17 protein-coding genes are annotated in these 23,209 nt (G+C 45.5%); 10 read left to right on the forward strand and 7 right to left on the reverse strand.

What is annotated here, in order from left to right; translation table 11 throughout:
* Positions 1–108: 108 nt before the first annotated feature.
* Complete coding sequence (locus GQF01_RS30970) at positions 109–1,101, forward strand: aldo/keto reductase (protein WP_161410918.1); 993 nt, start codon at positions 109–111, stop codon at positions 1,099–1,101.
* Positions 1,102–1,159: 58 nt separating this feature from the next.
* On the opposite strand, the gene GQF01_RS30975 is transcribed toward GQF01_RS30970, so the two are convergent.
* Positions 1,160–2,827, reverse strand: coding sequence for a P-loop domain-containing protein (locus GQF01_RS30975; protein WP_161410919.1), 1,668 nt, complete (start codon positions 2,825–2,827; stop codon positions 1,160–1,162).
* A 434-nt stretch (positions 2,828–3,261) separates the two neighbouring features.
* On the opposite strand from GQF01_RS30975, the gene GQF01_RS30980 reads away from it, so the two are divergent.
* A complete protein-coding gene (locus tag GQF01_RS30980) occupies positions 3,262–3,519 on the forward strand; it encodes a hypothetical protein (protein WP_161410920.1) in 258 nt (85 codons plus the stop codon).
* Positions 3,520–3,731: 212 nt separating this feature from the next.
* Complete coding sequence (locus GQF01_RS30985) at positions 3,732–4,154, forward strand: hypothetical protein (RefSeq protein WP_161410921.1); 423 nt, start codon at positions 3,732–3,734, stop codon at positions 4,152–4,154.
* A gap of 382 nt (positions 4,155–4,536) precedes the next feature.
* Here the strand turns inward: GQF01_RS30985 and GQF01_RS30990 are convergent, their stop codons facing one another.
* Entirely contained in the window at positions 4,537–5,403 is an 867-nt protein-coding gene (locus GQF01_RS30990) for a DMT family transporter (protein ID WP_161410922.1), read from the reverse strand.
* 119 nt (positions 5,404–5,522) lie between these two features.
* Here GQF01_RS30990 and GQF01_RS30995 point away from each other — a divergent pair, with 119 nt between their 5' ends.
* Together GQF01_RS30995 and GQF01_RS31000 are read left to right on the forward strand one after the other, a co-directional pair.
* Entirely contained in the window at positions 5,523–6,905 is a 1,383-nt protein-coding gene (locus GQF01_RS30995; protein ID WP_161410923.1) for an aminotransferase-like domain-containing protein, read from the forward strand.
* Positions 6,906–6,932: 27 nt separating this feature from the next.
* The gene (locus GQF01_RS31000; RefSeq protein ID WP_161410924.1) at positions 6,933–7,385 is read left to right on the forward strand and encodes a GNAT family N-acetyltransferase; all 453 of its coding nucleotides are present in this window, start codon (positions 6,933–6,935) and stop codon (positions 7,383–7,385) included.
* Positions 7,386–7,411: 26 nt separating this feature from the next.
* Here the strand turns inward: GQF01_RS31000 and GQF01_RS31005 are convergent, their stop codons facing one another.
* Entirely contained in the window at positions 7,412–8,761 is a 1,350-nt protein-coding gene (locus GQF01_RS31005; RefSeq protein WP_161410925.1) for an MATE family efflux transporter, read from the reverse strand.
* A gap of 187 nt (positions 8,762–8,948) precedes the next feature.
* On the opposite strand from GQF01_RS31005, the gene argC reads away from it, so the two are divergent.
* Entirely contained in the window at positions 8,949–9,902 is a 954-nt protein-coding gene (argC, locus tag GQF01_RS31010) for an N-acetyl-gamma-glutamyl-phosphate reductase (RefSeq protein WP_161410926.1), read from the forward strand.
* Here argC and GQF01_RS31015 read toward each other — a convergent pair.
* On the reverse strand, positions 9,899–10,360 hold the full coding sequence (locus GQF01_RS31015; protein ID WP_161410927.1) for a nuclear transport factor 2 family protein: 462 nt from the start codon (positions 10,358–10,360) through the stop codon (positions 9,899–9,901). The two genes, argC and GQF01_RS31015, sit on opposite strands and share 4 nt — an antisense overlap.
* A gap of 131 nt (positions 10,361–10,491) precedes the next feature.
* Between GQF01_RS31015 and GQF01_RS31020 the strand changes: the two genes are divergently transcribed.
* Positions 10,492–10,764, forward strand: a complete 273-nt coding sequence (locus GQF01_RS31020; RefSeq protein WP_161410928.1) for an HAD family hydrolase — start codon at positions 10,492–10,494, stop codon at positions 10,762–10,764.
* A 498-nt stretch (positions 10,765–11,262) separates the two neighbouring features.
* Here GQF01_RS31020 and GQF01_RS31025 read toward each other — a convergent pair whose 3' ends face one another.
* Positions 11,263–12,678 (reverse strand): S-layer homology domain-containing protein, encoded by a 1,416-nt coding sequence (locus tag GQF01_RS31025; RefSeq protein WP_161410929.1) that lies wholly within the window; start codon positions 12,676–12,678, stop codon positions 11,263–11,265.
* A 524-nt stretch (positions 12,679–13,202) separates the two neighbouring features.
* Here GQF01_RS31025 and GQF01_RS31030 point away from each other — a divergent pair.
* The 3 genes from GQF01_RS31030 to GQF01_RS31040 all read left to right on the forward strand — a co-directional run bounded on the left by GQF01_RS31030 (position 13,203) and on the right by GQF01_RS31040 (position 21,076).
* On the forward strand, positions 13,203–16,493 hold the full coding sequence (locus GQF01_RS31030) for a S8 family serine peptidase (RefSeq protein WP_161410930.1): 3,291 nt from the start codon (positions 13,203–13,205) through the stop codon (positions 16,491–16,493).
* A 45-nt stretch (positions 16,494–16,538) separates the two neighbouring features.
* Positions 16,539–20,768, forward strand: coding sequence for a S8 family serine peptidase (locus GQF01_RS31035; protein WP_161410931.1), 4,230 nt, complete (start codon positions 16,539–16,541; stop codon positions 20,766–20,768).
* Positions 20,769–20,908: 140 nt separating this feature from the next.
* Complete coding sequence (locus GQF01_RS31040; RefSeq protein WP_161410932.1) at positions 20,909–21,076, forward strand: hypothetical protein; 168 nt, start codon at positions 20,909–20,911, stop codon at positions 21,074–21,076.
* A gap of 289 nt (positions 21,077–21,365) precedes the next feature.
* Here GQF01_RS31040 and GQF01_RS31045 read toward each other — a convergent pair whose 3' ends face one another.
* Together GQF01_RS31045 and GQF01_RS31050 are read right to left on the reverse strand one after the other, a co-directional pair.
* The gene (locus tag GQF01_RS31045; RefSeq protein WP_161410933.1) at positions 21,366–22,223 is read right to left on the reverse strand and encodes a carbohydrate ABC transporter permease; all 858 of its coding nucleotides are present in this window, start codon (positions 22,221–22,223) and stop codon (positions 21,366–21,368) included.
* 20 nt (positions 22,224–22,243) lie between these two features.
* Positions 22,244–23,131: a carbohydrate ABC transporter permease gene (locus GQF01_RS31050; RefSeq protein WP_145660451.1), complete on the reverse strand. Its 888-nt coding sequence runs from the start codon at positions 23,129–23,131 to the stop codon at positions 22,244–22,246.
* Between the last annotated feature and the right edge of the window lie 78 nt (positions 23,132–23,209).

Raw genomic sequence — 23,209 nt, forward strand, 5'->3', positions numbered from 1 at the left:
ATAGATTTTGATCAATAGTTACAATTCAAGATCGAAAAATAGTATATTGGAGAGACTATATGGATTCGCTTACAGGTATAGAACAATAATCGAAATGGGGGAAGCCGGATGTTGGTTCAACAAACGAAACCACGATTAAGAAAGTTCGGTCCAACGGATTTGCTTCTATCTCCGCTAGGACTCGGCTGCTGGCAATTCAGCAAAGCACGGGGAATCGTCGGGGGATTCTGGCCCAAGCTGGACAATGACCTCGTCCACGACATCGTGCGCGTCAGTCTCGAAGGCGGCATCAACTGGTTTGATACGGCCGAAGTCTACGGTAACGGAGAATCAGAGCAAATGCTAGCTGAATCCTTGCATGCAGCCGGGGATATAGCCAAGGATGCTCACGTCGCTACCAAATGGTGGCCAGCATTCCGTACCGCGAGCAGCATTCCGCGCACGATCGATGAACGTCTTCGCCTTTTGGATGGATACCCTATCGACTTGTATATGATCCATCAGCCTTTTTCCTTTTCCTCCGTTGCAAGCGAGATGAAGCAAATGGCGAAGCTGGCGAAAGAGGGCAAAATTCGAAACGTCGGAGTCAGCAACTTCAATGCACGAAGGATGCGGGAAGCGGATCGCGTCTTGAAGGAGTATGGTCTGAGGCTAGCGTCCAACCAAGTGAAGTACAGTTTGCTAGATCGTCGGATCGAACGCAGTGGTGTTCTGGAGACCGCCCAAGAGCTGGGCGCTGCTATTATCGCTTATTCTCCTCTCGAACAAGGCATTCTAAGCGGCAAGTTTCATCACAATCCGGAGCTAATCCGTAAGGCTCCCGGGCCGCGCCGTCTCATGAAAGGCTTCAAGCCGCATGGCTTGCGGCAGACGAAACCACTCATCGACATCTTGGAAAGACTGGCCGTTCAGTATGATGCTTCCGCGACGCAAGTCGCGCTCAACTGGATCATTCATGCGCACGGTGATTCCGTGTTCGCCATTCCCGGAGCGTCCAAGCTGCGCCATGTTGAGGAAAACGTGAAAGCAATGGGCTTCCGACTGACAGCCTCCGAGATCGGTGAACTAAGCGAAATGTCTGCTCAAGTTGCGTTAAAGTAAATGGCAACAAAGAAACCGATCCTTGAGACCCCCAGGTCCAGTGATCGGTTTCTTTGTGCTAATTAATGTGTTCTGAAGGTTCTGTCTGAATAAAATTCAAATGTTTCATTCGGTTTATCACAGATAATACCTCATTGATTCTTGGTAATTCAAGCCATCTTTCGAATCCAGGGAAAAAGGAAGAAAATACAATATCCACTCCTTCTCTTTCCATATCTTCGAGAGCTTTTGTGATCTTTTCATGAAGATAGATGAGGCTATCCTGATTGCTTATAGCGATTTTTCGAATTAAAAAAGCAATAGCTGCAAGCTGGGCGTGTGATGTGATATTGTAAAGCCCTCTGATATCAATGTGTTCATCACCTATCATCATATCTCTCATGGTTGAAACGATTAGCTTTTCTGTACCACTGCCTGTTGGATAGCTCGAAAAGTGATCGGTGGTTATTTTTCTTTCTATCTCCCATGATGCAAGAGGGATAAGGTCGCGTGGTTGGTCCTGTTCACATAATTTTTTTGCTTCCTGGGTGACGTTTTTTGGCGCAAAATTGTCCATCAGGATGATTTGATCAGCAACGGACAGGAATTCACCGCTACCTCCAATAACAAGAACAGAAGATACACCAGCAGTTTCATAAAGCTCCCTGACACGTTCTGTAAAAGGTGTAATGGGCTCACGCTTGATTAATGAACGCATTTTGACGTCTTGCATCATAAAATTCGTCGCACTTCTGTCTTCATCAATAAGCAGAAGTTTACAACCAAAGTTGATTGCCTCCATAATATTTGCGGCTTGAGAAGTGGAACCTGAGGCGTAGTCAGTCGAAAACTGCTCAGCCGAACGATGGGGTATCCATTTTATGAAGGGGGTAATATTGATATTTCTTATGGAACGGCCTTCCTCTGCAGCTATTTCCATTGCACTTTGTTCTGTAATCACGAATTCGCGCCCGTCGCCTACGATGTGATTGTAAATCCCCGCATTCAGTGCATCCAGCATTGTGCTTTTACCCGAATACCCACCGCCGGTGATGACTGTCACACCATGTTTGATTCCCATTCCTCGCAAGCCACAAATTTCAATCTCAACATCTTCTGGAGATGTAAAAGGCAAGGCCCCCTCCAGTGGCCCGATGTTGCCTTTATTTCTTGGCAAAATACTGCCATTCGCAATAAAAGCACAATATCCACTAGATTTCAGCCATTCGCGAATCCTATTTTGTTTTTCTACCAATTCATAGGCAGCATTTAATTTGATGAGATCAAACTTGGCGATAAGCTCCTCCACTTCTTTGGGAAGTATTTTGCAGAGCATCCGCATCGCTTTGTCATTATTCTTGAATGGAAGTTGAACAGTAATCCTTAAGCATAGATACCATTTTTCCGAGATAACTTCGACAAAGGAGGCATTACGTTGCAGCACTACATTGGTTGGACGAAAACAATAAAAAGCGCCATTTTCTTTGTCCGAACGTGACCGGTTATAAAGCAATTTATTTAAGGCCTCAATATGGTCAACCCATGCTCTTAATGCAAAATCCGAGAGAACAACTTGATCCCTATTTTCATCTAAGCCGAGACGGTCAAAAGGGATTCTGATGGTGATACATGGTTTATCCAGTGTGAGTTTATGTGTCCGTTCAATGTAATAGGCAACATCATTATGCCAATAGGTTGGGTCAGATACCGTCCCCCCTTGATCATAGTAGGAACCTTCATAAATCATACTGTAAGAGGACTGTCCGGATTGTAAGGAACGAAAATATTGAGCGAGTCTTTTAATAAAGCATCATCCTTTCATATTTGGAAGCAGTGAACGCATAAAAAAATAACAGCCACTCCGAAAGTGGCTGTCATAGACTGAGAAGAAAGCGTAAACGTTCCTTCTGCCTAAATATAAAAGCCCTGAGAGTGAATCCTACCCTCAGAGCCTGCTATATTCGTAAAAGAATAACTAAAAAGCAGCATGAGGATAAGAGGTATATTTGTTTGTTTTCATTGTCCTCACCTCGTCACGAATTATTATTACAGCATGAGAATCATAACATTAAGATCATCCACGATATAGGGAAAGATTAATTATAATGAATTCAAACCCTGAAAGATTGTCCAATCATATCAAATAGCTCCATCATAAAGTACGATAAGGAGGTGATTCATTTGGCTCTTGATCGGAACAATACGTTATCGGATTTGAAAGATGAAATTTATTATTTTGATAAACACTGGAAGAGAATTTTCAAGGGGAATCGCGCCATTTATGTGGCAACGAGAAACAACGCATCGCTTCAGATAAGTATTGTCAATCCCAAAGGTAAGAGGATTCCAATCGTGATTCAAAAGTATAGAAAAGGAAGCAGAATTGTCGTGATCGGCCTCGCCGTGCACGCACCACCTCATAAAACGATAAATCTATGATAGGCTGAGGACCGGGACTCCTATGGGGGTTCCGGTTTCTTTCTGTAATAAATGTAGGTGTAAAGAAATTGCGGGATTTTTACTTTAATATGTTAAAATGGATATAAAATGAAATGAGATATTTCATGTTTTCACTAAGACTTAATTATCAATGACACGTCTGTCTTATTGAAAATTGTTAATAAAATGTTTTATAAAAGGATGAAACAGCAATGACCCCCTTTTTTAAAATCATATTCGTTTGTACGTCACTATTAATTATAATTGGTTGCTATAAAGACCCGAAAATTGAAGGTGCAAATAAGATTAGTCAAATGGAGAGAACCTCCATATCAGAGAAGATATTCAAACAGAACAAAGACGTGGACATTCTATGTGTCTATGGTTCACGTTTTTATAAACGTGCCGAAGATCAGGAGCAGTATAAACAAATGAATTTGAAAATAAATCATGAGTTAGGCGAAGTGAAAAAAGAGTACAAAGATGGAGGGATTTATGAAGATTACATGGCAACTAAACTCCAAGTTGGGACAAAGGTATTTACGGTTCAAGGTCAAATGCAAACTGAACTGCTGCTTGTAAAAAAGGGAGAAAAATACGTTGTTTATGAATATCAGAATTCAAAGGATTTGTAATCTACCCCTTTGGGGGAAATACTCTTTTAATTACACAGTTGGCATACATTCGGTACTCATGTTCATTTTTTAAAGGAAGTGAAAAATGAAACTACCTTACAAAGTTGGATACTCACTAACCATATTCTGGTTTTTCTTGGTTACTTATGGATTTGTAAATTTTGATTCAGATAATGAAAGTAATAAGGTTGAATATGTTTTATTTTCTGCTTTTGCAGGGCTAATCTTATTTCCAATTTATTTCATTATCATTTATGTTTATTACCGTTTAGGCAAGAGAACATCATGAACAAGAACGCCCAAGTGATATCAATTAACGAGTAACAATAGTTAAAACCATGAAGGGCTGCCAGCGGCAGCCCTTCAATCCGTTAGCATGAACCTACTTCGACGCAAATCGTCGCGCGAACGCCACACACAATACCACCCCTATATTTACAATAAAGATCGGCCAGCCAATTGACTCATGCAATAAAAGAACGGAAAGCAACAAGCCAAAGAAAGGCTGGAGGAGTTGCAACTGCCCGACAGCGGCAATACCTCCTTGAGCAAGGCCGCGATACCAAAATACGAAACCAATGAGCATGCTAAACAAAGAGACGTAAGCTAGACTTAATAGCGCCGAAAGACTGGTGTTAGACCAAGAAACCGGCATGTAATAAAACGAAAGCAATAACATAACGGGAAGCGACATCATGAGCGCCCAAGAAATTACCTGCCAGCCCCCTAGTCTCCGTGAGAGTCGAGCCCCTTCGGCATAGCCGTAACCGCACGCGATAATAGATGCCAGCATGAGCCCGTCACCTACAGGCGAAGATGCAGCTCCATTGGTTAAGGCGAATCCAACGACAAGAGAGCTGCCAATAGCTGAAAGTATCCAAAAAACGGGTCGCGGACGTTCACCGCCACGCAGTACACCGAAGATTGCAGTGGAAAGTGGGAGAAGCCCGACATAGATAATCGCATGTGAGGAAGTGATGTATTGAAGCGCTAGAGCCGTGAGCAGGGGGAACCCGACTACCACACAGAGTGCTACTAACAAAAGAGGAACAATGTCGCTTCTGATGGGCCGTTGTTGCCTGAAGATGAGGAGTAACCCTCCTGCCAGCATGCCAGCAATAGCGGCACGGCACACCGTGAGAAACAAAGGATCGAAATCCATGACAGCCAAACGTGTTGCTGGTAGAGAGCCACTGAAGATAAGCACACCTAAGAATCCGTTTAACCAGCCATGCGTTGCTTTGTTCATTATAGTCACCTCTAATACATCTTTATATGGTGATTCGTATTATAATAGGTACAATAAATCGTGTACACTTCGTTTATCTTGTTTTGTATGGGTACAGTTTTCTGATTGGAGGCGCATGTATGACAAGTAAAAAGGAATCAATCATCCAGAGCATCCGCTCAGATATCGTGGGTGGTCTAATTAAATCTGGTCAAAAATTGCCATCCATACGAAAACAGAGTGAGAAATTTGATTGCAGCCTCAATACAATTATTAGTGTGTATCAGGAGCTAGAAAATAAAAATTTGATATACTCACGTCCGAAGAGTGGTTATTTTGTTGTTGCCCAAGAAGTGCTGCTTCCTTTGATGAAAATAAAACGAATCGATTTTGCATCGGCGGCCCCAGATCCATCATCAATCCCACAAAATGATTTTCGCCAATGCATGAACAAAGCAATGGATTTATTTGAATCTTCCATTTTCACATATCCCGATCCACAGGGCTTGCTTTCACTTCGTCAAGAGGTTGTGAAGCTGTTTCACCAGCAACAAGTGTTTGCTTCCGAAGGGCAAATCTTTGTATTCTCAGGCGCTCAGCAAGCTCTGCATCTGCTATCGGGGATGCCTTTTCCAAACGGGAAAACGAACATTCTGGTTGAGCAACCAACCTACTGGGGAATGTTGACTGCATTAGAAGCACAAAAACAAACGGTCATCGGCATCGAAAGAACGCCTAACGGGATTGACTGGGCGACTTTGGAGCGACATTTTCAAAGTAATATGATTAAGTTTTTTTATACTATTCCGCGATTCCATAATCCGTTAGGCACTTCTTACACACCAGAAGACAAGATGAGACTAGCGGAGCTGGCTAAGAACTACGACGTTTACATTGTTGAGGATGATTATCTTGCTGATCTGGAAACGAACTCTAAAGCAGATCCTATTCGCGCTTATAATGGTGCCAGTCATATTATTTATCTTCGGAGCTTTTCCAAAGTGATGCTGCCAGGTTTAAGGCTTGCTGCGGCAGCAGTGCCGGATTCGTTAATCCCATTACTCCAAATGCATAAACATACGGCGGATCTGAGCACTTCCGTTCTTTCTCAAGGTGTGCTGGAGATTTACATGAAGTCCGGGATGTATGCTCATCATGCCAAGCAAATGAAATCGTTGTACAATCAACGTATAAAAAAATTAGGGGAAATTTCAAAGCGTTTACTGCCACCAGAGTCCTTATATTCTATAGAATCTAGTGGGGGGGTCTTCACTGCAATTCGCCTTCCGGGTTCCGATACAGAGGAAATGGTTAAGCGATTGGAGATTCGGGGAGTTGATGTGTTGCCAGCCGATCGGCAGTTCCTTTCTTCTTTTCCCAAAATGAACTTGCTGCGACTTAGCATCATACGGACGGATGAGCAGGATATTGAAGAGGGCATCCGCATCATTGCGGAAGAGTTGGAAAGAGTTCAACATATTCAACATACGAGTAGTTCCCGAAAGCCTTTCATTTGGCTTTGAGACCAAGAAACAGAGGTGCAATTAAACATGCAAATACGAAAGTTAAACCCCAACGAACAACCGCCATTCGATCTGCTTTTATTAGCGGACCCCTCACAGAAGCTCGTTGAAGACTACATTCAAAGAGGACAATGCTTTGTTGGCACACGGAATAATCAAATAGTAGGTGTCTATGTGTTACTGCCAACAAGACCAGAAACGATTGAATTAGTCAATGTAGCCGTTGATGAAAGGCAGCAAAACAAAGGATTCGGCAAACAGCTAGTGAAGCATGCCATACAGATTTCAAAGGAACTCGGATTTAGAACGATCGAGGTTGGTACTGGAAATTCCGGCGTTGGCCAGCTTGCCCTGTATCAGAAATGCGGCTTCCGGATAACCGGGATAGACAGAGACTTTTTTATTCGACATTATGAGGAGGAAATATTTGAAAATGGGATACAAGTGATAGATATGATCCGATTATCCCAAGATTTATAAGGGCTGTTTGTGCAAATTTGTTCAAACTAGCCCGCTTCTTCCCTGCTTACCAGCACCTTTTTCTCCCATGCCCTACTTCGCCAGCGGAATAATAATAGCAGCCCTCTGAGCCCTTCGTCCATGATGAACACGCCCCACATACCTACCAGACCGTACCCCAGGTGAATTCCTACCCAATAGGTTAACGGGACGCACAGTCCCATTATGACACACACGCCAATTAGGAGGATAAAACGTGCATCACCCGCAGCCCGAAGGGCTTCTCCTATGACGATGTTCAAGCAGCGTATGGGCTCCAGTAAGAAACCAAATGTCAGCAAAAAAGCCCCCAATGTAATGATTTCGACGTTATCCGTAAACATACCGATCAACTGCTTTCTGAACATAACAGTCAATGTGACCGCGGCAAGTGAAAGCAACAAACTGAGCAGCAAACTGCGAAACAACTGCTTGTACGCCTCCTCTTTTTCACCAGCACCCACCAGGCGCCCTATAATGATCTGGGTTCCACGTCCCAAGGAAACGGCCAGCACAATAATGAACGTCATAATATTTTGGGTGTAAATCCTGGTGGAGAGCATCTCAGCGCCCAGTTGCGTGATGAAATAGGTCGTCATCAGTTGGCTAATCGAATAGACGAGCTGACTCCCAGCAGTCGGAATACCGATGGTTAATATTTTTTTCAGATCTACGAATCTGGCTTTGTAAAAGTCCGTGAAGGATAAGTTTAAACGAATGATTTTCTTTAAAATAAAGCTATACACAATCAGTCCGATTAGCTGGCTGAAGATGGCCGAGATGGCCACACCCGGAACGCCGAGCTTTGGAAAGCCGAAGGGACCGAAAATACATAAAATACTGCCCGTCAAATTTACGAGATTAATGCCCAAGCTGACTGTCATTGTATATCTTGTATAACCATGTACCTGTGTTATGGCTGCAATGGTTAGATTGACAGCTTGAACAAATAAGGAGCCGCCCACGATGGATAGGTATATGCGAGCTTGCTCCAGTGTTGCTGGTTCCAAGCCAAAAGGCTGAAGCAGCTGCTTGCTGAAGCAAATGATGCACAGGCTTATCACGAAGCCGAATAGGCAATTAAGTGCAATTGCTCCAGCAGCGAATTTCTTGACATCTCCGCCTTTATTCGCGCCCAAATATTGAGAAATGACGATGGCGGAACCCGTTGAGATGACTTGCAGCAGCAAGAATAGAAAAATAATGAGCTGATTGCTGACGCCTACCGCTGCAACGGCCTGGTCCGACACATGGCTCACGATGAATGTATCCGAGGTACGCATGAATACCTGCAAGGATGATTCAATAAATAAAGGCCACGTAATTGCAAAAAGTCCGAGTTTTTTAGGAATGGTCATAGGTAAAAAGCTCCTTCGATGCTAACCGATATGAATCTTCTCTTTATCTTGGGGCATGGTGAAACCGTTTTCTTTGCAAAATGTGGGCAAATAATTGCTTATATTGACTCTAAAAAACGATCTGATTGAATATAAATTCAGTATTACGTATAATTATACAAAACGACATATAGTAAGAGGTGGAAAAATGAAACAAAAAGTATTTGTCGATGGTCAAGAGGGAACTACTGGTCTAAAAATCCATGAGTACTTATCTAAGATACCGAACATAGAAGTAATCCAAATTGATTCGGATAAAAGAAAGGATTACGAAGCTCGAAAGGCTTTATTAAATGAAGCTGACCTCGTATTCCTCTGTCTCCCAGATTCCGCTTCAAGAGAGTCCGTCTCTATGATTAGTAACCCCAAGACCAAAGTAATTGATGCGAGCACAGCTTTTCGAACTGACTCAACTTGGACGTACGGGTTACCTGAATTACATAAAGATCAAAGAAATAACATTCATCATTCATCTAGGGTAGCTGTCCCAGGATGCCACGCAACAGGATTTATTGTAGCCATGCACCCACTGGTTGCCCAAGGCATTATACCCATTGATTACCCTGCGACTTGTTATTCGCTTACAGGATACAGTGGTGGAGGTAAGAAACTTATTTCCGAATACGAGGACTTAAAGAAGGATCAGCTTTTCGCACCCAGACCCTATTCTCTCGGCCTTAACCATAAGCATCTTCCAGAGATGCAGCTATATGCCGGATTAAACGCACCACCGATATTTACACCAATCGTCGCAAATTACTTCCAAGGTGATGCCGTTACGATTCCTCTTTTTCCAAGATTGTTTAAAAAGAAGGTAACGGCTAGCAATGTTCAAGAGCTGCTTGCCTCCTATTATAAAGATGAACGTTTTATTCGGGTTATCCCTTACGACTCTGAAGCCTATCTGGAAGACGGTTACTTTAATCTAACGAGATGCAATCATACGAATAATTTGGATATATTTGTTTTTGGACATGAAGATCAAATCCTGCTTGTTTCTCGATTTGATAATTTGGGAAAAGGTGCTTCGGGGGCAGCTATTCAAAATATGAACATTATGCTTGGATTTGACGAGGGTGTAGGGCTGAATATAGAGGCTTAAAGACCTAGTTCGGAGAGGCCTGGATGGTTATCCGGACGCCGTCCCAGTGGCCAGTGATATTTCCTTTCTGCTTCCTTAATAGGCAGATCATTAATGGAAGCGTAACGGCGTTTATTCAATCCTTTGCTATTAAACTCCCAATTCTCGTTTCCGTAAGAACGGTACCATTGGCCGCCATCGTCATGCCATTCATAAGCGAAACGTACTGCGATGCGATTACCGCTATAGGACCAGAGTTCCTTAATGAGTCGATAATCCAGTTCTTTGTTCCACTTTCTGGTGAGAAACTCGATAATTTCTGCTCTTCCCACAGGAAATTCGACTCGGTTCCGCCAGCGGCAATCTTCGCTATAGTCCAATGCCACCAGTTGAGGATTACGTGTGTTCCAGTCATCTTCGGCCTTTCGAACCTTAGCCGTTGCCGTTTCCAATGTAAAAGGGCTTAAAAAAATTCGCATACAATTTCTCCTTTGGCCAACTTCTTAGGCCTTTAAATTAGTCAGTTGTACCATTATATGGTGTTGTGAATTTCGGGTGTGTGGAGTTTACAAAACCTTATTACTTAGTTGACACAAATAGGTGAAATGAAATGTTAAAATGCTCGTGTTATGATCGTTCCAAGATAAAAAGGGGATTTGGCGATGACTTTGTTACATGTGATCGTCAAAGGCACTGCGGGGTTACGCTTCCTGATGCCTGCGTCATGGTTGGCGACAATCTGCATACGGATATCGCCGGTGGTCGTGCGGCTGGGATCCGCACCTTGTGGTTGTGCGGGGAAGCGATGGACTCACCGGGAATCCCAGCGGGCGGGCTCGCAGACTTTGCCGTTCCGAATCTATTGGCACTTGTGAGTTTATAATGTAAAAACCTCCTATTCAGCTTCCAAGTGAAGATGAATAGGAGGTTTTTTTGGGGATGCAAGCGCTCCAGCATTGCTTGTTGGAACTATAGTCCGCTATTTACCTGAAAAGGCTCATTTTTGGGATTCAAGGGGAACTATGGTCCGCAATATTGCCAATTTCTCAGGTGAAACGTGCCATGGGGGTCAAATAAGAGCCTGTAGTTTCCCCCGAGAGAGGAAAGAGCTTGTTTCCCTGCATATAATGGACCATAGTTCCCAATTCTGGACTTGATTAGAGAAAAGGGTTCGCAGCGATCAGTTATGATGATATCTCTCTAACAACTGGAGATAAGAGAGACACAAGTATTTCAGCGTAAATTTATTATTCCCAAATCCACCGGAAAAGTAGACCCTATTTCTGTATTTGACGAAAAGGATTCCGTCAACAACATGGTTAAATAAAGCAAAGCAATCAAAGGGATGTCTGTCCACTTTGATTGCTTTTTTACATCTATCTTATTTATTAGTCGCCAATCTATTGACAGCTTCAACGGCTTTTGTCGTAATTTGAGTTGCATCAACACGGCTAATTTCAGCTTTTGGGTTGAATGTACCATCTGCATTTAATTCAACAATATCAAGAGCGATCGCTGTTTGAATAGCACCTGAATTTAAAATATCGATCTGGTCATTGTCTTTAATATCCACAGGAACGACTTTAACCATAGGCAGTTTACCGCTTGTTTGAAGTGTTTGAACGAGCAAATTTGTGAAAGACTCACGCGTCACTTTGGCGTTAGGGTCAATCTTGATGTTAATGTCTGCGCCAACGAGTGCAAGAGTTTCAGTAATCAGTTTTGCGCCTTCCGTTGCCGAAATGGTTGCACCTGGATCTGAATGCACTTGGTGAGATTTCAAATAGTCAACAACGTTATTTGCGATTTGAGTTGCATCAGCACGCGTAATCTCAGCTTTCGGATCGAACTTACCATCTGCATTTAATTGCACGGCACCAATGGCAATCGCTGTTTGAATGGAGCCTGAATTTAAAATGTCGATCTGGTCATTATCTTTAATATCCACAGGAACGACTTTAATCATAGGCAGTTTACCGCTTGTTTGAAGCGTTTGAACGAGCAGATTCGTGAAGGATTCACGCGTCACTTTGGCGTTCGGGTCAATTTTGATTTTAATGTCTGAATCAACGAGCCCAAGCGTCTCAGTGATCAGCTTCACACTGTCTGTAGCAGTAAGGACTTCAGTCGGATCCGATGGTGCTTGGTGAGCTTTCAAGTATTCAATGGCGTTGAAAATTTCTTCAGCAGCATCAGCTCGAGTGATTTCAGCTTTCGGATTCATTTTCCCATCAGCACCTAGTTTGATTACGCCGTAGTTAATTGCGCGTTGGATTGAACCTGAATATTCAACATTAATTTGATCGTTGTCCTTAATATCAACAACAACAGGATTAATCAGAGGCAGCTTGCCAAATGTTTCAATTGCGCGAATAAGCTGATGCGTGAATTGTTCGCGAGTCAAGGTGGCATTCGGATCTAAATCTTTTGGAAGATCAACATTGTTGACGGCAGCAGTGATTAGCGCATTGGCATACCAAGAATCATTATTAGCTTTTACAAAATAATCAGTTGCTTTTGGCTCTTTTACGAATCTCACCAAATCTAGATTGAGCTTAAATGCATTTACGAGCAGTTGAACGCCTTGCGCTTCTGACATCGCTGCTTGTGGAGCAAACAAATCAGTCGTGATACCAGATACAATGCCACTTTGTTGCAGGGAGATAATTTTGTCCTTTGCGGCGACTTTATCCAAATCCGTAAAGCTTGACGAAGCTGCGAAGCTTTGTCCTACAAGAGTTAAAGAGAATACAGCAGTTGCTGCTGATAGAGTTAACATTTTGAATACTTTTTTCATAAGGTCCACCTCATATAGTTTGTTTAATGCTTTCACATGATCATAAACGGTTGACTGAAAGAAAAGGTTGCATCCTTTTTAAAATTATTTAGATAATTCTTAATTTATAGAATCATGGCCATGATGCGTTCGTATTTTTGCACAAAAGCTCGAAAAATTATAAGGAATTAAACCTATTGACTCTTAAGTTTAAGCAACTATATAATAATCTCAGAATTTGGAAGAGATGTGTTAGGTTTAATAACATATTTTCCAATTCGCATATCCAAACCGTCCTCGGCGTGTAGATAAGGCTCAAAAGGCCGGTTAGATGACCGTAGGTATGGTGGAAGAACACAGGAAGAAAGGGGGCGTATCAGGTAAAATATCTAGATCGTTTCTTTTAGGCTGCGCGAGAGAAGTGTGTGATTAAAGAAGGGTTACTTACTTACTAGTAGATCGGTGTTATTTTAAAGCGCTTTCATTTTGGCATTTAACCAAAAACGTGAAGGAAGTGACAAGACTTGACCAGGAAAAGTAAGAACATGGCTTCCGCTCTTCTTTCAACGATGCTGCTATTTGGAGTTGTGACTCCTGCTGTAGCCATGCAACCCCAGCAAAATGATTCGATTAGAAAAAGTCAATGGATGGAAGGACAAGTAACCCTTGACCCAACGATCTCCGTTGATTCGCACATGAATACCTCGCTGCAGGATTCCTCCCCTCAGCCAGCTTTCGCAAGCTCGCTACCTGACAAGATGGAGTATGCCGCCGATCATGTCATCGTCAAATACCGATCGGAACCTGCTTCTACATTTGCAGGAACGCTGTCCAATCAAGTCATAGGCACAAGCCCGCTAACGGTTCCCAATGCGAAACTGCTGAAGCTTGCTGCTGGAGCCGATGTCCCTAGCGTCATTCAAGAACTTCTCAAGGATCCGAACGTACTTTATGCGGAACCCGATTACAAGGTGTCCACCGCATTGAATCCGCAAACGTTCCGTCCATTCGAGCAGACGAGTAAGGCTGCAGCTTCAGCTGCGGACACGGGTGACGATTCACCACCTTTGCCGAATGACCCGCTATTTCATGAGCAGTGGGCGCTGCACAACACCGGACAAGAACTAAATGGAGGCGTGGTGCCAGGAGGCACACCTGATATTGACATGGATTTGCCGGAAGCCTGGCAGATTACCAAGGGAAGCAGAGACGTGACAGTCGCTGTTATCGGCACGGGAGTGAAAATTGATGTCCCTGACTTGGTCGGCCAAATATGGACGAACGAGAAGGAAATCCCGGATAACGACATCGACGATGATGGCAATGGGTTTGTCGACGATGTGAATGGGTGGGATTTCGCGCATGGTGACAACACCTTGTTCGATACGATCGACGGACTCAACGATGTCTATGGTACAACGGTTGCCGGCCAAATCGCAGCGAAGATGAACAATGACGAGGGCATCGCTGGAGTTGCGCCTAATGTCAACGTCATGCCAATCAAGGTAGCTTCTGAAGGAGGTGGTTACTTCACAGATGTCGTGAATGCTATCCACTATGCCGAAGAGAACGGCGCCAAGATCGCCACACTCGGGCTCGTGTACACCTACAGAAGCAAGTTAGTTGAAGATGCAATCAACGCATCTGGCATGCTGTTTGTAGCTCCTGCCGGCGAAAGTGCTGGAGGTGTTTTGAATGCAGATGTCAGGCCCATATACCCAGCAGCATATCCAAGTTCGAACATACTGTCGGTCACAGGCGTAAATGTTCTGGGGAACCTGTCTTTGGGCGCTGCGCGTGGACAAGCCTCCGTCGATGTGGCCGCACCGTCTGAACTCATTATTTCGACGTCGCCTGACGTGAATGCCGGTTATGCAGCCGAGATCGATAACGGCGTGTATAAAGCTTATTACAACGGCATCGGGTTTGAAGAAATTCCGATCGATACTCCGGAAACGGCAGGTCAACGGCAAGATATGTTCAATCGTGCGATGGACTATCTCAAGCCGGCTGCTGGAGTCGAGCCGAAAATCCTACTCGTGAACGACAGTCGCCGCAGTGGAGGAGGAGGAGTCGGTCCCATGTACGAGAGTGATCCTTTTGCCGTCTATAAAGGATTGCTTGAGACAGCCGGTTATACTTACGAAACCTTTGAAACAACGGATGAAACCTTTGATGGCCCACCAATTGAGCAGCTGAAGCAGTACAATGTCGTCGTTTGGTTCTCAGGCACGGCAATGGCTACGAACAATAGCAAGCTGCTAACGGATGTCGATCAAGCCAACTTGACCCGATATCTTACGGATGGCGGTCATTTGATGGTAACAGGCCAAGATTTAATTGACCAAAGTTTAAATTCTAAGTTCGTACTTGACGTGTTAGGAATCAAGCTCGTCAAGGAAGGCGGGTACATATTCAAAGGTTGGGGAGTTCCGGGCACCATTTACGACAATCAAACTTATCGATTAATGGATTTCTCACTGTTTTACGACACTGTCATCAGCAATAAGCCCGAGATGACCAAAGTCAATTTGAAAAACAGCAACGGTAATTACTCCTACTCCCAAGGAACGCTGTACGCTGCTGCCTATACGGCTGGGGTAGCTGCGCTTGTACAAAGTCAGAACCCGACAATGGGCGCATTGGATATCAAGCAGCGAGTTGTGAATAGCGGAAAAACGCTCAGTGATCTTAAAACGAACACCGTGAGCGGTAAATTGATAAGCGCATACCGCGCGCTGTGGAATAAGGATATCCCTGGCATGTCGTTGTTAGATCCATCTGTTAGCGCCAAGCTCGATCAGGTGAACGATCCGAATCATGTTTATTCGGTTGAGCTGAATGCCGGTGAAGAAGTGACATTCTCCCTTACTGGCGCAGCAGAAACGGATTTCGATCTCATTTTATACGATTCTTCTGCTAAAACAGTGCAAAGCAAGGAAGGCGCGATCGCATTTTCCGAAACCGCAGGCAAGTCTGCCGAATCAATAACGTACCGGGCCACGACGGCGGGCACTTATTACATCAATGTCTACGCGGTATCCGGCGTTGGCAGCTATACCCTGAACGTGGTGTACAGCAATGCGTCAGGAGTACTTGAAGACGATGACCCTTCGCTGCGTTTCGACGGAAACTGGACTTCGCTTTCGAGCCCATCGTATTCCAAAGGAACGATCAAACAGCTTACAGGTGATGGTTACGTCCAATTCGGCTTCAAAGGCAATTTGTTCGAATGGATCGGTTCGAAGAACGACGCACAAGGCTCAGCAGAAATTACGATAGACGGCGTCGTTGTGGGGTATGCCGATTTGTCCAGCAAGACGCCGCAGTCGAATCAGTCCCTATTCAAAACGGTGCTGCCTAACGGACATCACGATGTTCTCATACGAGCTGTAAACGGTGTAGATCAAAAGAAAAGCATTAATGTGGATTCCTTCGTTTTATCAGGATTAATTTCACCAACTCATGCTGCGGCTAATTATGTAGGCCCTTGGGCGAACCGATATGGTGCTAACTATCCCGACGGCGTACAGACTTACACAACGACAGCAGACAGCTCTGCCGAGTTCACGTTCACGGGCACAAAGGTCACATTGTGGTCCACGACAGGCAACAACCGCGGAAAGGTAAATATTTATATCGACGGTGTATTGGTGACGCCGGTTCCAATCGATTTGTACAGCGAGAGTCTACGTTATCGGGTGCCTGTCTTTACGTCGGGCGAGTTATCCAATAGTTTGCACAAAATCAAGATCGTGCATGCAGGAGAAGCCAATGCCAAGTCGAGCAATAGCATTGTCACAATCGACGGTTTGGATGTTCTGAACTTACGCTAGCCTGCGAGGAAGCTTATAATCTGATCCGAAATGGGGTACCTGAACGTGAAACGATCACTACTCAATAAATCGCTGTCGCTCGCGATGATTTCGGTGCTGGCTGGGAGTCTCGTCACGACGAGCCTGCCTACCGCACATGCCGCTCCGCGAGACAAGACGACCTTCGTAACCAAGGAAGGTTTGCAATCGATCACCCGTCTGTTGAAGGAAGCTGGGTCAGACGCCTTAGTTAACAAGGCTCCGGGCCAGGCACATGTTGCCGAGGACATTAATACGACTTCCACGGAAGAGATCAAAGTTATCGTCCAACTGAGTGGCCAGCCGTCAGCTGTCGGGCAGTATGCTGCCAAGCTTGGCTACAAGACATTAGCCGCAGAAGCCAGCGAAATTACTGTGCAATCCGAGCAAGATGCTTTCGTAAGCAGCGCGCAGAAGAGCAGCATTCCATTCACGATTGACCGCCGCTTCAACACCGTCCTGAACGGGATGGAGATCACCATTCGCGCGGACCAGATCCCTCAGCTGGCCAAGCTTCCAGGCGTGAAGTCGATTCATAAAAACGTCATGTATTATCCAATTGAAGAGCACGATAGCTACTTAGCTGCGGATGGAACGCCTAATTTTGATACGGTTCCGCTCGAACAAATCGGTGTCATGAAGGCATGGGAACGCGGGTTAACAGGCGAAGGTCTGAAAGTTGGTGTCATTGATACCGGCGTCGATTACTTGCATCCTGATCTGGCCAGTGCTTATGAAGAAGGCGGTTATGATGCCATCAATCTAGATGACGATCCTTACGAGGATTTGCCGGTAGATGGTTATGAAGGCTCTCACCACGGTACGCATGTTTCCGGAACCATCGTTGGTAGGGCTTCAAATCCAACATCGGATCGTGTGCAGAAAGGCATAGCCTACAAGGCAAAGCTGTATGCTTACAAAGTGCTTGGACCGGAAGGCGGTACTTCCGCTCAAGTCATCGACGGCATTGAGCATGCTGTCGAAGATAAGATGGATGTCATCAACCTTTCCCTGGGGAGTGATTTGGAAAAGGACCCTGACTCGCCTGATGCAATCGCGGTGAATAATGCCGTCTTGGCAGGTGTCGTGGCTGTTGTGGCCAACGGCAATGCCGGTACTGGAGCCCATTACTATTATTCCATGGGATCACCAGCATCTTCTCAATTGGCGATCTCCGTGGGTGCGGCGACCAGCGACGGCAGTCGCGTAACGGGATCTGTCTATAGCGCTGTTAGCTCAGCTGTATATGGCGACGCCCCCTCACTCGGCTATGATGCCAATATGAGCTTGATGAGCTGGACGACAGGTCAAGAAAAGTTCAACGAGATATTTGGAGCCGATCCGATTCAAGGCGTGTATGTCGGTCTTGGGGGAGATTCCAATTATGATGACCTTAGCCCAGACTTCTTGGCTGATAAAATCGTCTTCATCTCCCGTGGGCTTCTCACTTTCGATGAGAAAGTGAAGCTAGCGGCCAAGCATGGCGCGAAGGCAGCAGTGATTTTCAATGGCAACAGCAAGGAAACAATGGGAGGATATGAGCCCGACTTGTCCGACGTAATTCCTTCGCGCGACGGCCCGGTTGGACCTGTTGGTTTCCTTGGCGATGGTTATGACTATATTCCAACCTTCGACATGCCGGGTAAAATGGGACGTGCACTAGCTCGTGAGCTGATGGCCCATCCGGATCACACGTTGAAATTCACGATAAAAAACGATTTTGCTTCTTACTTCGTTGCGGGAGACCGCATGGCGGATTTCAGCTCCAGAGGACCTAATTCCGATGGTAATTATGGCATTAAGCCGGATTTAAGCGCGCCCGGGGTTCAAATCTTCTCGACGGTGCCTGCTTATGGCAAAATAAATCCTGATGCCAACTACGACAGAGCCTATGCGAGACTGAGCGGCACGAGTATGGCAGCACCTCATGTGGCGGGACTTGCTCTTCTGCTCAAGCAAGCCCATCCGGCGTGGACCCCGTTCGACATTCGTGCAGCGCTGGCTAATACAGCGGACGAAATCAGCAATGAAAACGGAACGCTGTATGATGTTTATTCGCAAGGTGCGGGACGTGTAGACGTCCTGAGCGCGATCGATACGCCTGCCATTATTGAATCCATGGATGAGGTTACCATTTACGATAACAAAATGAATCCAACGGTTATACCGAGTGAAGCGAGCAGCGTGAGCTTTGGCGAAGTACTTCCTGGGGCCGAAGAGGTGAAGAAGCCGCTTCGCGTGAAAAACATGTCGGATGCGCCTGTTTCGTACAAGGCGAAAGTCGTGATGCATCCGTCAGTAACCTCTGAACCGAATCATCCGATTCCTACCCCGGACTCCAGTGCAATTATGATGGAGCTCGAAGGACTCGCAGCTAACCAAATCACGGTGGATGCGGGCGGTCAATTGGATTTCAAGCTCACCGGGAAAGCGATTGCGAATGCGCCTGTAGGCGTGTACGAGGGTGAGGTCTTGCTGGAGAGCGAAGGAGTTCCTTCCCTTCATCTGCCGTTCGTCATTCACGTAGGCGACCAGTCTGACGGCAACGAGTTCATGATTCAGAACATGAAGCTCAGCAGCGTAGCAGTGTCCAAAGACGCGCCTATCGATATTACGGCGATGCTCCCAACGAAAGAAGTCAATCATCTCTATGCCGCGCTTTACGATATGAATAATGAAATGGTAGGCACAGTCGCTGAGATTTTTGATCTGGACGAAGAGAAGGAAGTCTTAAAGCCGCTTCCGACCAACATCATTATTCCGGAATTCGATGGTTCCTTTGCACTTGGAATTGATGAATTCACCAGCAACAAGGTGACCATGTATCTACCGGAAGGCCGTTACAAAATGGTTCTCATCGGATCCGTCTATAACGAGAACTATGAACTTGTGGACCAAACAGCAACATTCAAAACCTTCTATATGAACAGTGAATCCGATGTAAATGTGCCTAACCCGCCAACGCCAGATGAACCGAACGGCCCTTATTATCCGCCGATTTCTGGACCAGGTCCTGTCATGCCAAGCGGAGCGGCGTACAATAAGGAAGTAGCTGCATCGGTACTTACGGAAGGGCAAACGAGTGTTTCAATCGCGTCGCTCACGAGCTTGGTAGGCACGCAATTGTCTGTATCCATAGCAGATGCAGAACTGCAAAAAGCATTGGATCAAGCAAAACAAAACTCGATTGCATTCACTATTGGAGCAGCATCTGATACTGCTAATGCCGCTCAGTTGAAATTAACGGCTGCGCAAGCGAAGATGCTGAAGGAAGCTGGTCTTAAGGGGACGATTGTCTTCAACTGGAATGATGCTTCTATTGCTTTACCGCTCTCAGCTTTAGAACAATTGCCTGAAGGAGCGGACATCGTGATCACGATCAAGATGGACGAAGGCAGCAAATCCGAATTCACGAAGCAAGCGAAAGATGCTTCTATTCTTGGAACTCCTTATGTCTTCGAGGCAAGCAGCTTGAAGCTCGGTGTTGCCGAACCTCTGAAGTTGAAAGCCGACCAAGTTGTCACAAGATCATTTTTGATCAAGAAAGGTACGGATGCAAGTGCGGCGGGTGCGTTGTACCTTGAGAATGGCAATGTTTATCCTGTACCTGCCAAAATCTCGCCTGCAAGCGACGGGGCATCCATTGTAACGATACGTCGTCCGGGCTTCTCGACGTATGCCGCTGCAGTGAGAAAGGTGACGTTCACCGATATCGATACGTCCTGGGCGCGCGATAAAATCCAATCGCTTGCGGACAAATTCCTGTTGAACGGCACGTCCGATCATACTTATTCACCAAAGGTCAACGTGACGCGTGCGCAGTTCGCATCGATGCTCGTCCGGTCTCTCGGATTGCAAGGGCAAACGGAAGCTAGTCCTTTCAGCGATGTGACAAGCAGCGACTGGTTCATTAACGACGTAACGACTGCGTTCAAGGCAGGACTTGTAACAGGCGTTGATGCAAGCCAGTTCAAGCCGAATGAGACTATTACCCGACAAGATTTGACGGTGATGCTCGCTAGAGCGGTTAAGCTCATCGGCTTGCAGGGTCCTAAACTATCCGGCAATCATGCTTATGCCGATGCTTCGCAGTTTAGCAGCTATGCGAATGAGAGCATCCAACTGGTGACGGATCTTGGATTGATGGAGGGCTTCGAATCGGAAGGCAAGCTCTATTTCGGGCCAACCGATGCGACGACGCGTGAAGCTGCAGCTAAAGTGCTTCAAATTCTACTTCAAACATCCGGGCGGATGTAGTTTTACCCCGTCCCGTCCGCGTAACTGCAATGGAACTGCCGAGAACGATTCGGCAGTTCCTTTTTTATTGGGAAGGATCGATCTGGTAAGCCGCAGCAGCTGGAATAGATGGAAAAACTACCGTTATTTCACCCTGCTCTGTGGCAGGGAGTGAATTAAATGGAGAAACTCCTGCAAAATTGTGGGTAGATAGCCGAAATATGCTAGATATCGAGAGATTAGCGGGAGAAATTCCAGTTAATTGGATTAAAATGGCTTTTTTGAGAGAAATAGCTGGAGTAATCGGCGTTAATTTTATAATCATCTGAAATGAACAGATTAGCAGAGAAATGGTCACTTAAAATTCGGCGAGAGGGGTAGGGCTGGAGGGTCGGGGGTGAGATATGTGTAGTGAAGCGTAATAGGGGAAGGTGATGGTGATGGTGAGGGTGAGGGTGAGGGAGATGGTGATGGTGATGGATGTAGTATGTAGTGAGGGGGGAAGGTAATGGTTAGGAGAGGTGAGTAGTGAATGTGTGTAGTAAGGGGGAAGTGGTTGTTTTGCATATAAAAAAACTGGCAAGCCGCTGAAGCGGCTCGCCAGCTTTGATATTGATCTTACTTCATGCCTGAAGTCGAGTAATTCTCAATAATGTGTCTTTGGAAAATGATGAAGATGATAATGATCGGAGCAACCATTAAGGTAGCACCGGCCATCTGCAAGGCGAAGTTTTGGTTGGACTGACTTTTCAACAAGGAGAGTCCAACGGATAAGGTATACAGCTTTTCATCATTAGCGATAATCAGCGGCCAGAGGAAGCTGTTCCAGCCTGCGATGAAGGTCAGGATCCCCTGAACGGACAGAATCGGCTTCGAGATCGGAAGCACGATTTGCAAGAAGGTACGGAATTCACCGGCACCTTCCATACGGCCGGCTTCAAGTAATTCGTCCGGTATGGTAACCATGAACTGTCGGAACAAGAAGATACCGAATGCGCCAACAAGCCCTGGCAAGACAATGCCGATCATGGTGTTGGTCAAATGCATCGCGTTAAGGATGAGATAAACCGGAATCATGGTTACCTGTCCCGGAATCATCATGGTCGCGAGCACGATGTAGAAGAGTGCTTTGCTCCCTTTGAAATGATATTTGGCAAATCCAAAGCCCGCCATTGCATTAAGAAACATACCAACAAAGGAGAAAACGACGATACTGAGCGTATTCCCCAGATAAACACCGAAGTTCATGCTAATGAACAGCTTTTTCACATTAGCAAGCGTAAAAGCGTTCGGCCACAGGGTAGGCGGGATGCTCAGCACTTCGCTCTCCGATTTGAAGGTAGACAAAACCATCCAAATAAATGGCAACAGCATCATGAGTCCGAACAGAGTCAGGACAATACCAGCCAACCACTGTAGCAGCCGATCGTTCGTACCCGAACCTACTGACCGGTTTGAAGCAGATTTTGCGGACATGATTGATGCCCCCTTTCTCATTAAAGATCCGTATCCTTGTTCTGGAAGCGGAATTGTATCAGTGTCACGATGATGATGGAGAAGAACAGAATGAACGAGCCAGCTGCTGCATAACCGAAGTGACTTAGCTGGAAACCATTGCGATAAATGAACAGGGCAACGGATGTCGTGCTGTCCAAGGGACCGCCTTGGGTCATAATGAAAGGCTCCTCGAAAAACTGCAGCCAACCAATCATCGTTGTGATGGAGACGAAAAAGATGGCGAAACGCAGCATCGGGATCGTAATGTACCACATTTGCTGCAAACGGGTCGCCCCGTCTAACTCGGCTGCTTCATAATTGGATTTCGGAATCCCTTGCAGACCGGCAATGAAAATAATCATATTGAGGCCAATGGCTCTCCACAACGCTAGTAATATCAGCGATATTTTCGCAACGATAGGGTGTGTCAACCAAGGAACAGGTCCAAGGTGAACCAGTTTGAGCAAGTAATTTAATAACCCGAATGTCGGATTGTATAAGTAGAACCATACGACAGCGACGGCAACAACGTTGGTCACGGAAGGTAGGTAATAGACGACACGGAACGCTTTAAAAATACGGGAGGTTCCGAAATTGATAAGTACTGCGACGCCAAGTGAACAGAGGATAACCAGTGGAACCCCGATCACAACGTAGAACAACGTATTGAAGATCGCTTTTATAAAAATCGAGTCAGAAAGTACATCCTTGTAGTTTTGCAGGCCAATGAATTTGATATTTGAATAATCGGCTAGCCCAGCTAAGTCCATGTTCGTGAAGCTAATCACCAAGGCAATCAGGATCGGGATCACAGAGAACAGGGTTAACAGAATCAATGTTGGAGCAATAAAGAAATAGGGCGCTCTTTTGGCGGCAGATCCCTTCATGACAAATCCTCTCCTTTCCGAGGGATGAAGTGCTTGTAGCATTGAACAGCTAACCAGCATAAGCCGGCTAGCTGTGTA

Origin of the sequence: Paenibacillus silvestris (genome assembly GCF_009882985.1) — a bacterium.
Taxonomy (GTDB): Bacteria; Bacillota; Bacilli; order Paenibacillales; family NBRC-103111; genus Paenibacillus_E; species Paenibacillus_E silvestris.

Bases quoted from the DNA above. Each gene is read 5' to 3' on its own strand.
- GQF01_RS30990 (WP_161410922.1), bottom strand. From the start codon at position 5,403: ATGAACAAAGCAACGCATGGCTGGTTAAACGGATTCTTAGGTGTGCTT.
- GQF01_RS31000 (WP_161410924.1), top strand. From the start codon at position 6,933: ATGCAAATACGAAAGTTAAACCCCAACGAACAACCGCCATTCGATCTG.
- GQF01_RS31015 (WP_161410927.1), bottom strand. From the start codon at position 10,360: ATGCGAATTTTTTTAAGCCCTTTTACATTGGAAACGGCAACGGCTAAG.
- GQF01_RS30970 (WP_161410918.1), top strand. From the start codon at position 109: ATGTTGGTTCAACAAACGAAACCACGATTAAGAAAGTTCGGTCCAACG.
- GQF01_RS30975 (WP_161410919.1), bottom strand. From the start codon at position 2,827: ATGATTTATGAAGGTTCCTACTATGATCAAGGGGGGACGGTATCTGAC.
- GQF01_RS31045 (WP_161410933.1), bottom strand. From the start codon at position 22,223: ATGTCCGCAAAATCTGCTTCAAACCGGTCAGTAGGTTCGGGTACGAAC.
- GQF01_RS31020 (WP_161410928.1), top strand. From the start codon at position 10,492: ATGTTAAAATGCTCGTGTTATGATCGTTCCAAGATAAAAAGGGGATTT.
- GQF01_RS31030 (WP_161410930.1), top strand. From the start codon at position 13,203: ATGGCTTCCGCTCTTCTTTCAACGATGCTGCTATTTGGAGTTGTGACT.
- GQF01_RS30985 (WP_161410921.1), top strand. From the start codon at position 3,732: ATGACCCCCTTTTTTAAAATCATATTCGTTTGTACGTCACTATTAATT.
- GQF01_RS31050 (WP_145660451.1), bottom strand. From the start codon at position 23,131: ATGAAGGGATCTGCCGCCAAAAGAGCGCCCTATTTCTTTATTGCTCCA.
- GQF01_RS31005 (WP_161410925.1), bottom strand. From the start codon at position 8,761: ATGACCATTCCTAAAAAACTCGGACTTTTTGCAATTACGTGGCCTTTA.
- argC (WP_161410926.1), top strand. From the start codon at position 8,949: ATGAAACAAAAAGTATTTGTCGATGGTCAAGAGGGAACTACTGGTCTA.
- GQF01_RS31025 (WP_161410929.1), bottom strand. From the start codon at position 12,678: ATGAAAAAAGTATTCAAAATGTTAACTCTATCAGCAGCAACTGCTGTA.
- GQF01_RS30995 (WP_161410923.1), top strand. From the start codon at position 5,523: ATGACAAGTAAAAAGGAATCAATCATCCAGAGCATCCGCTCAGATATC.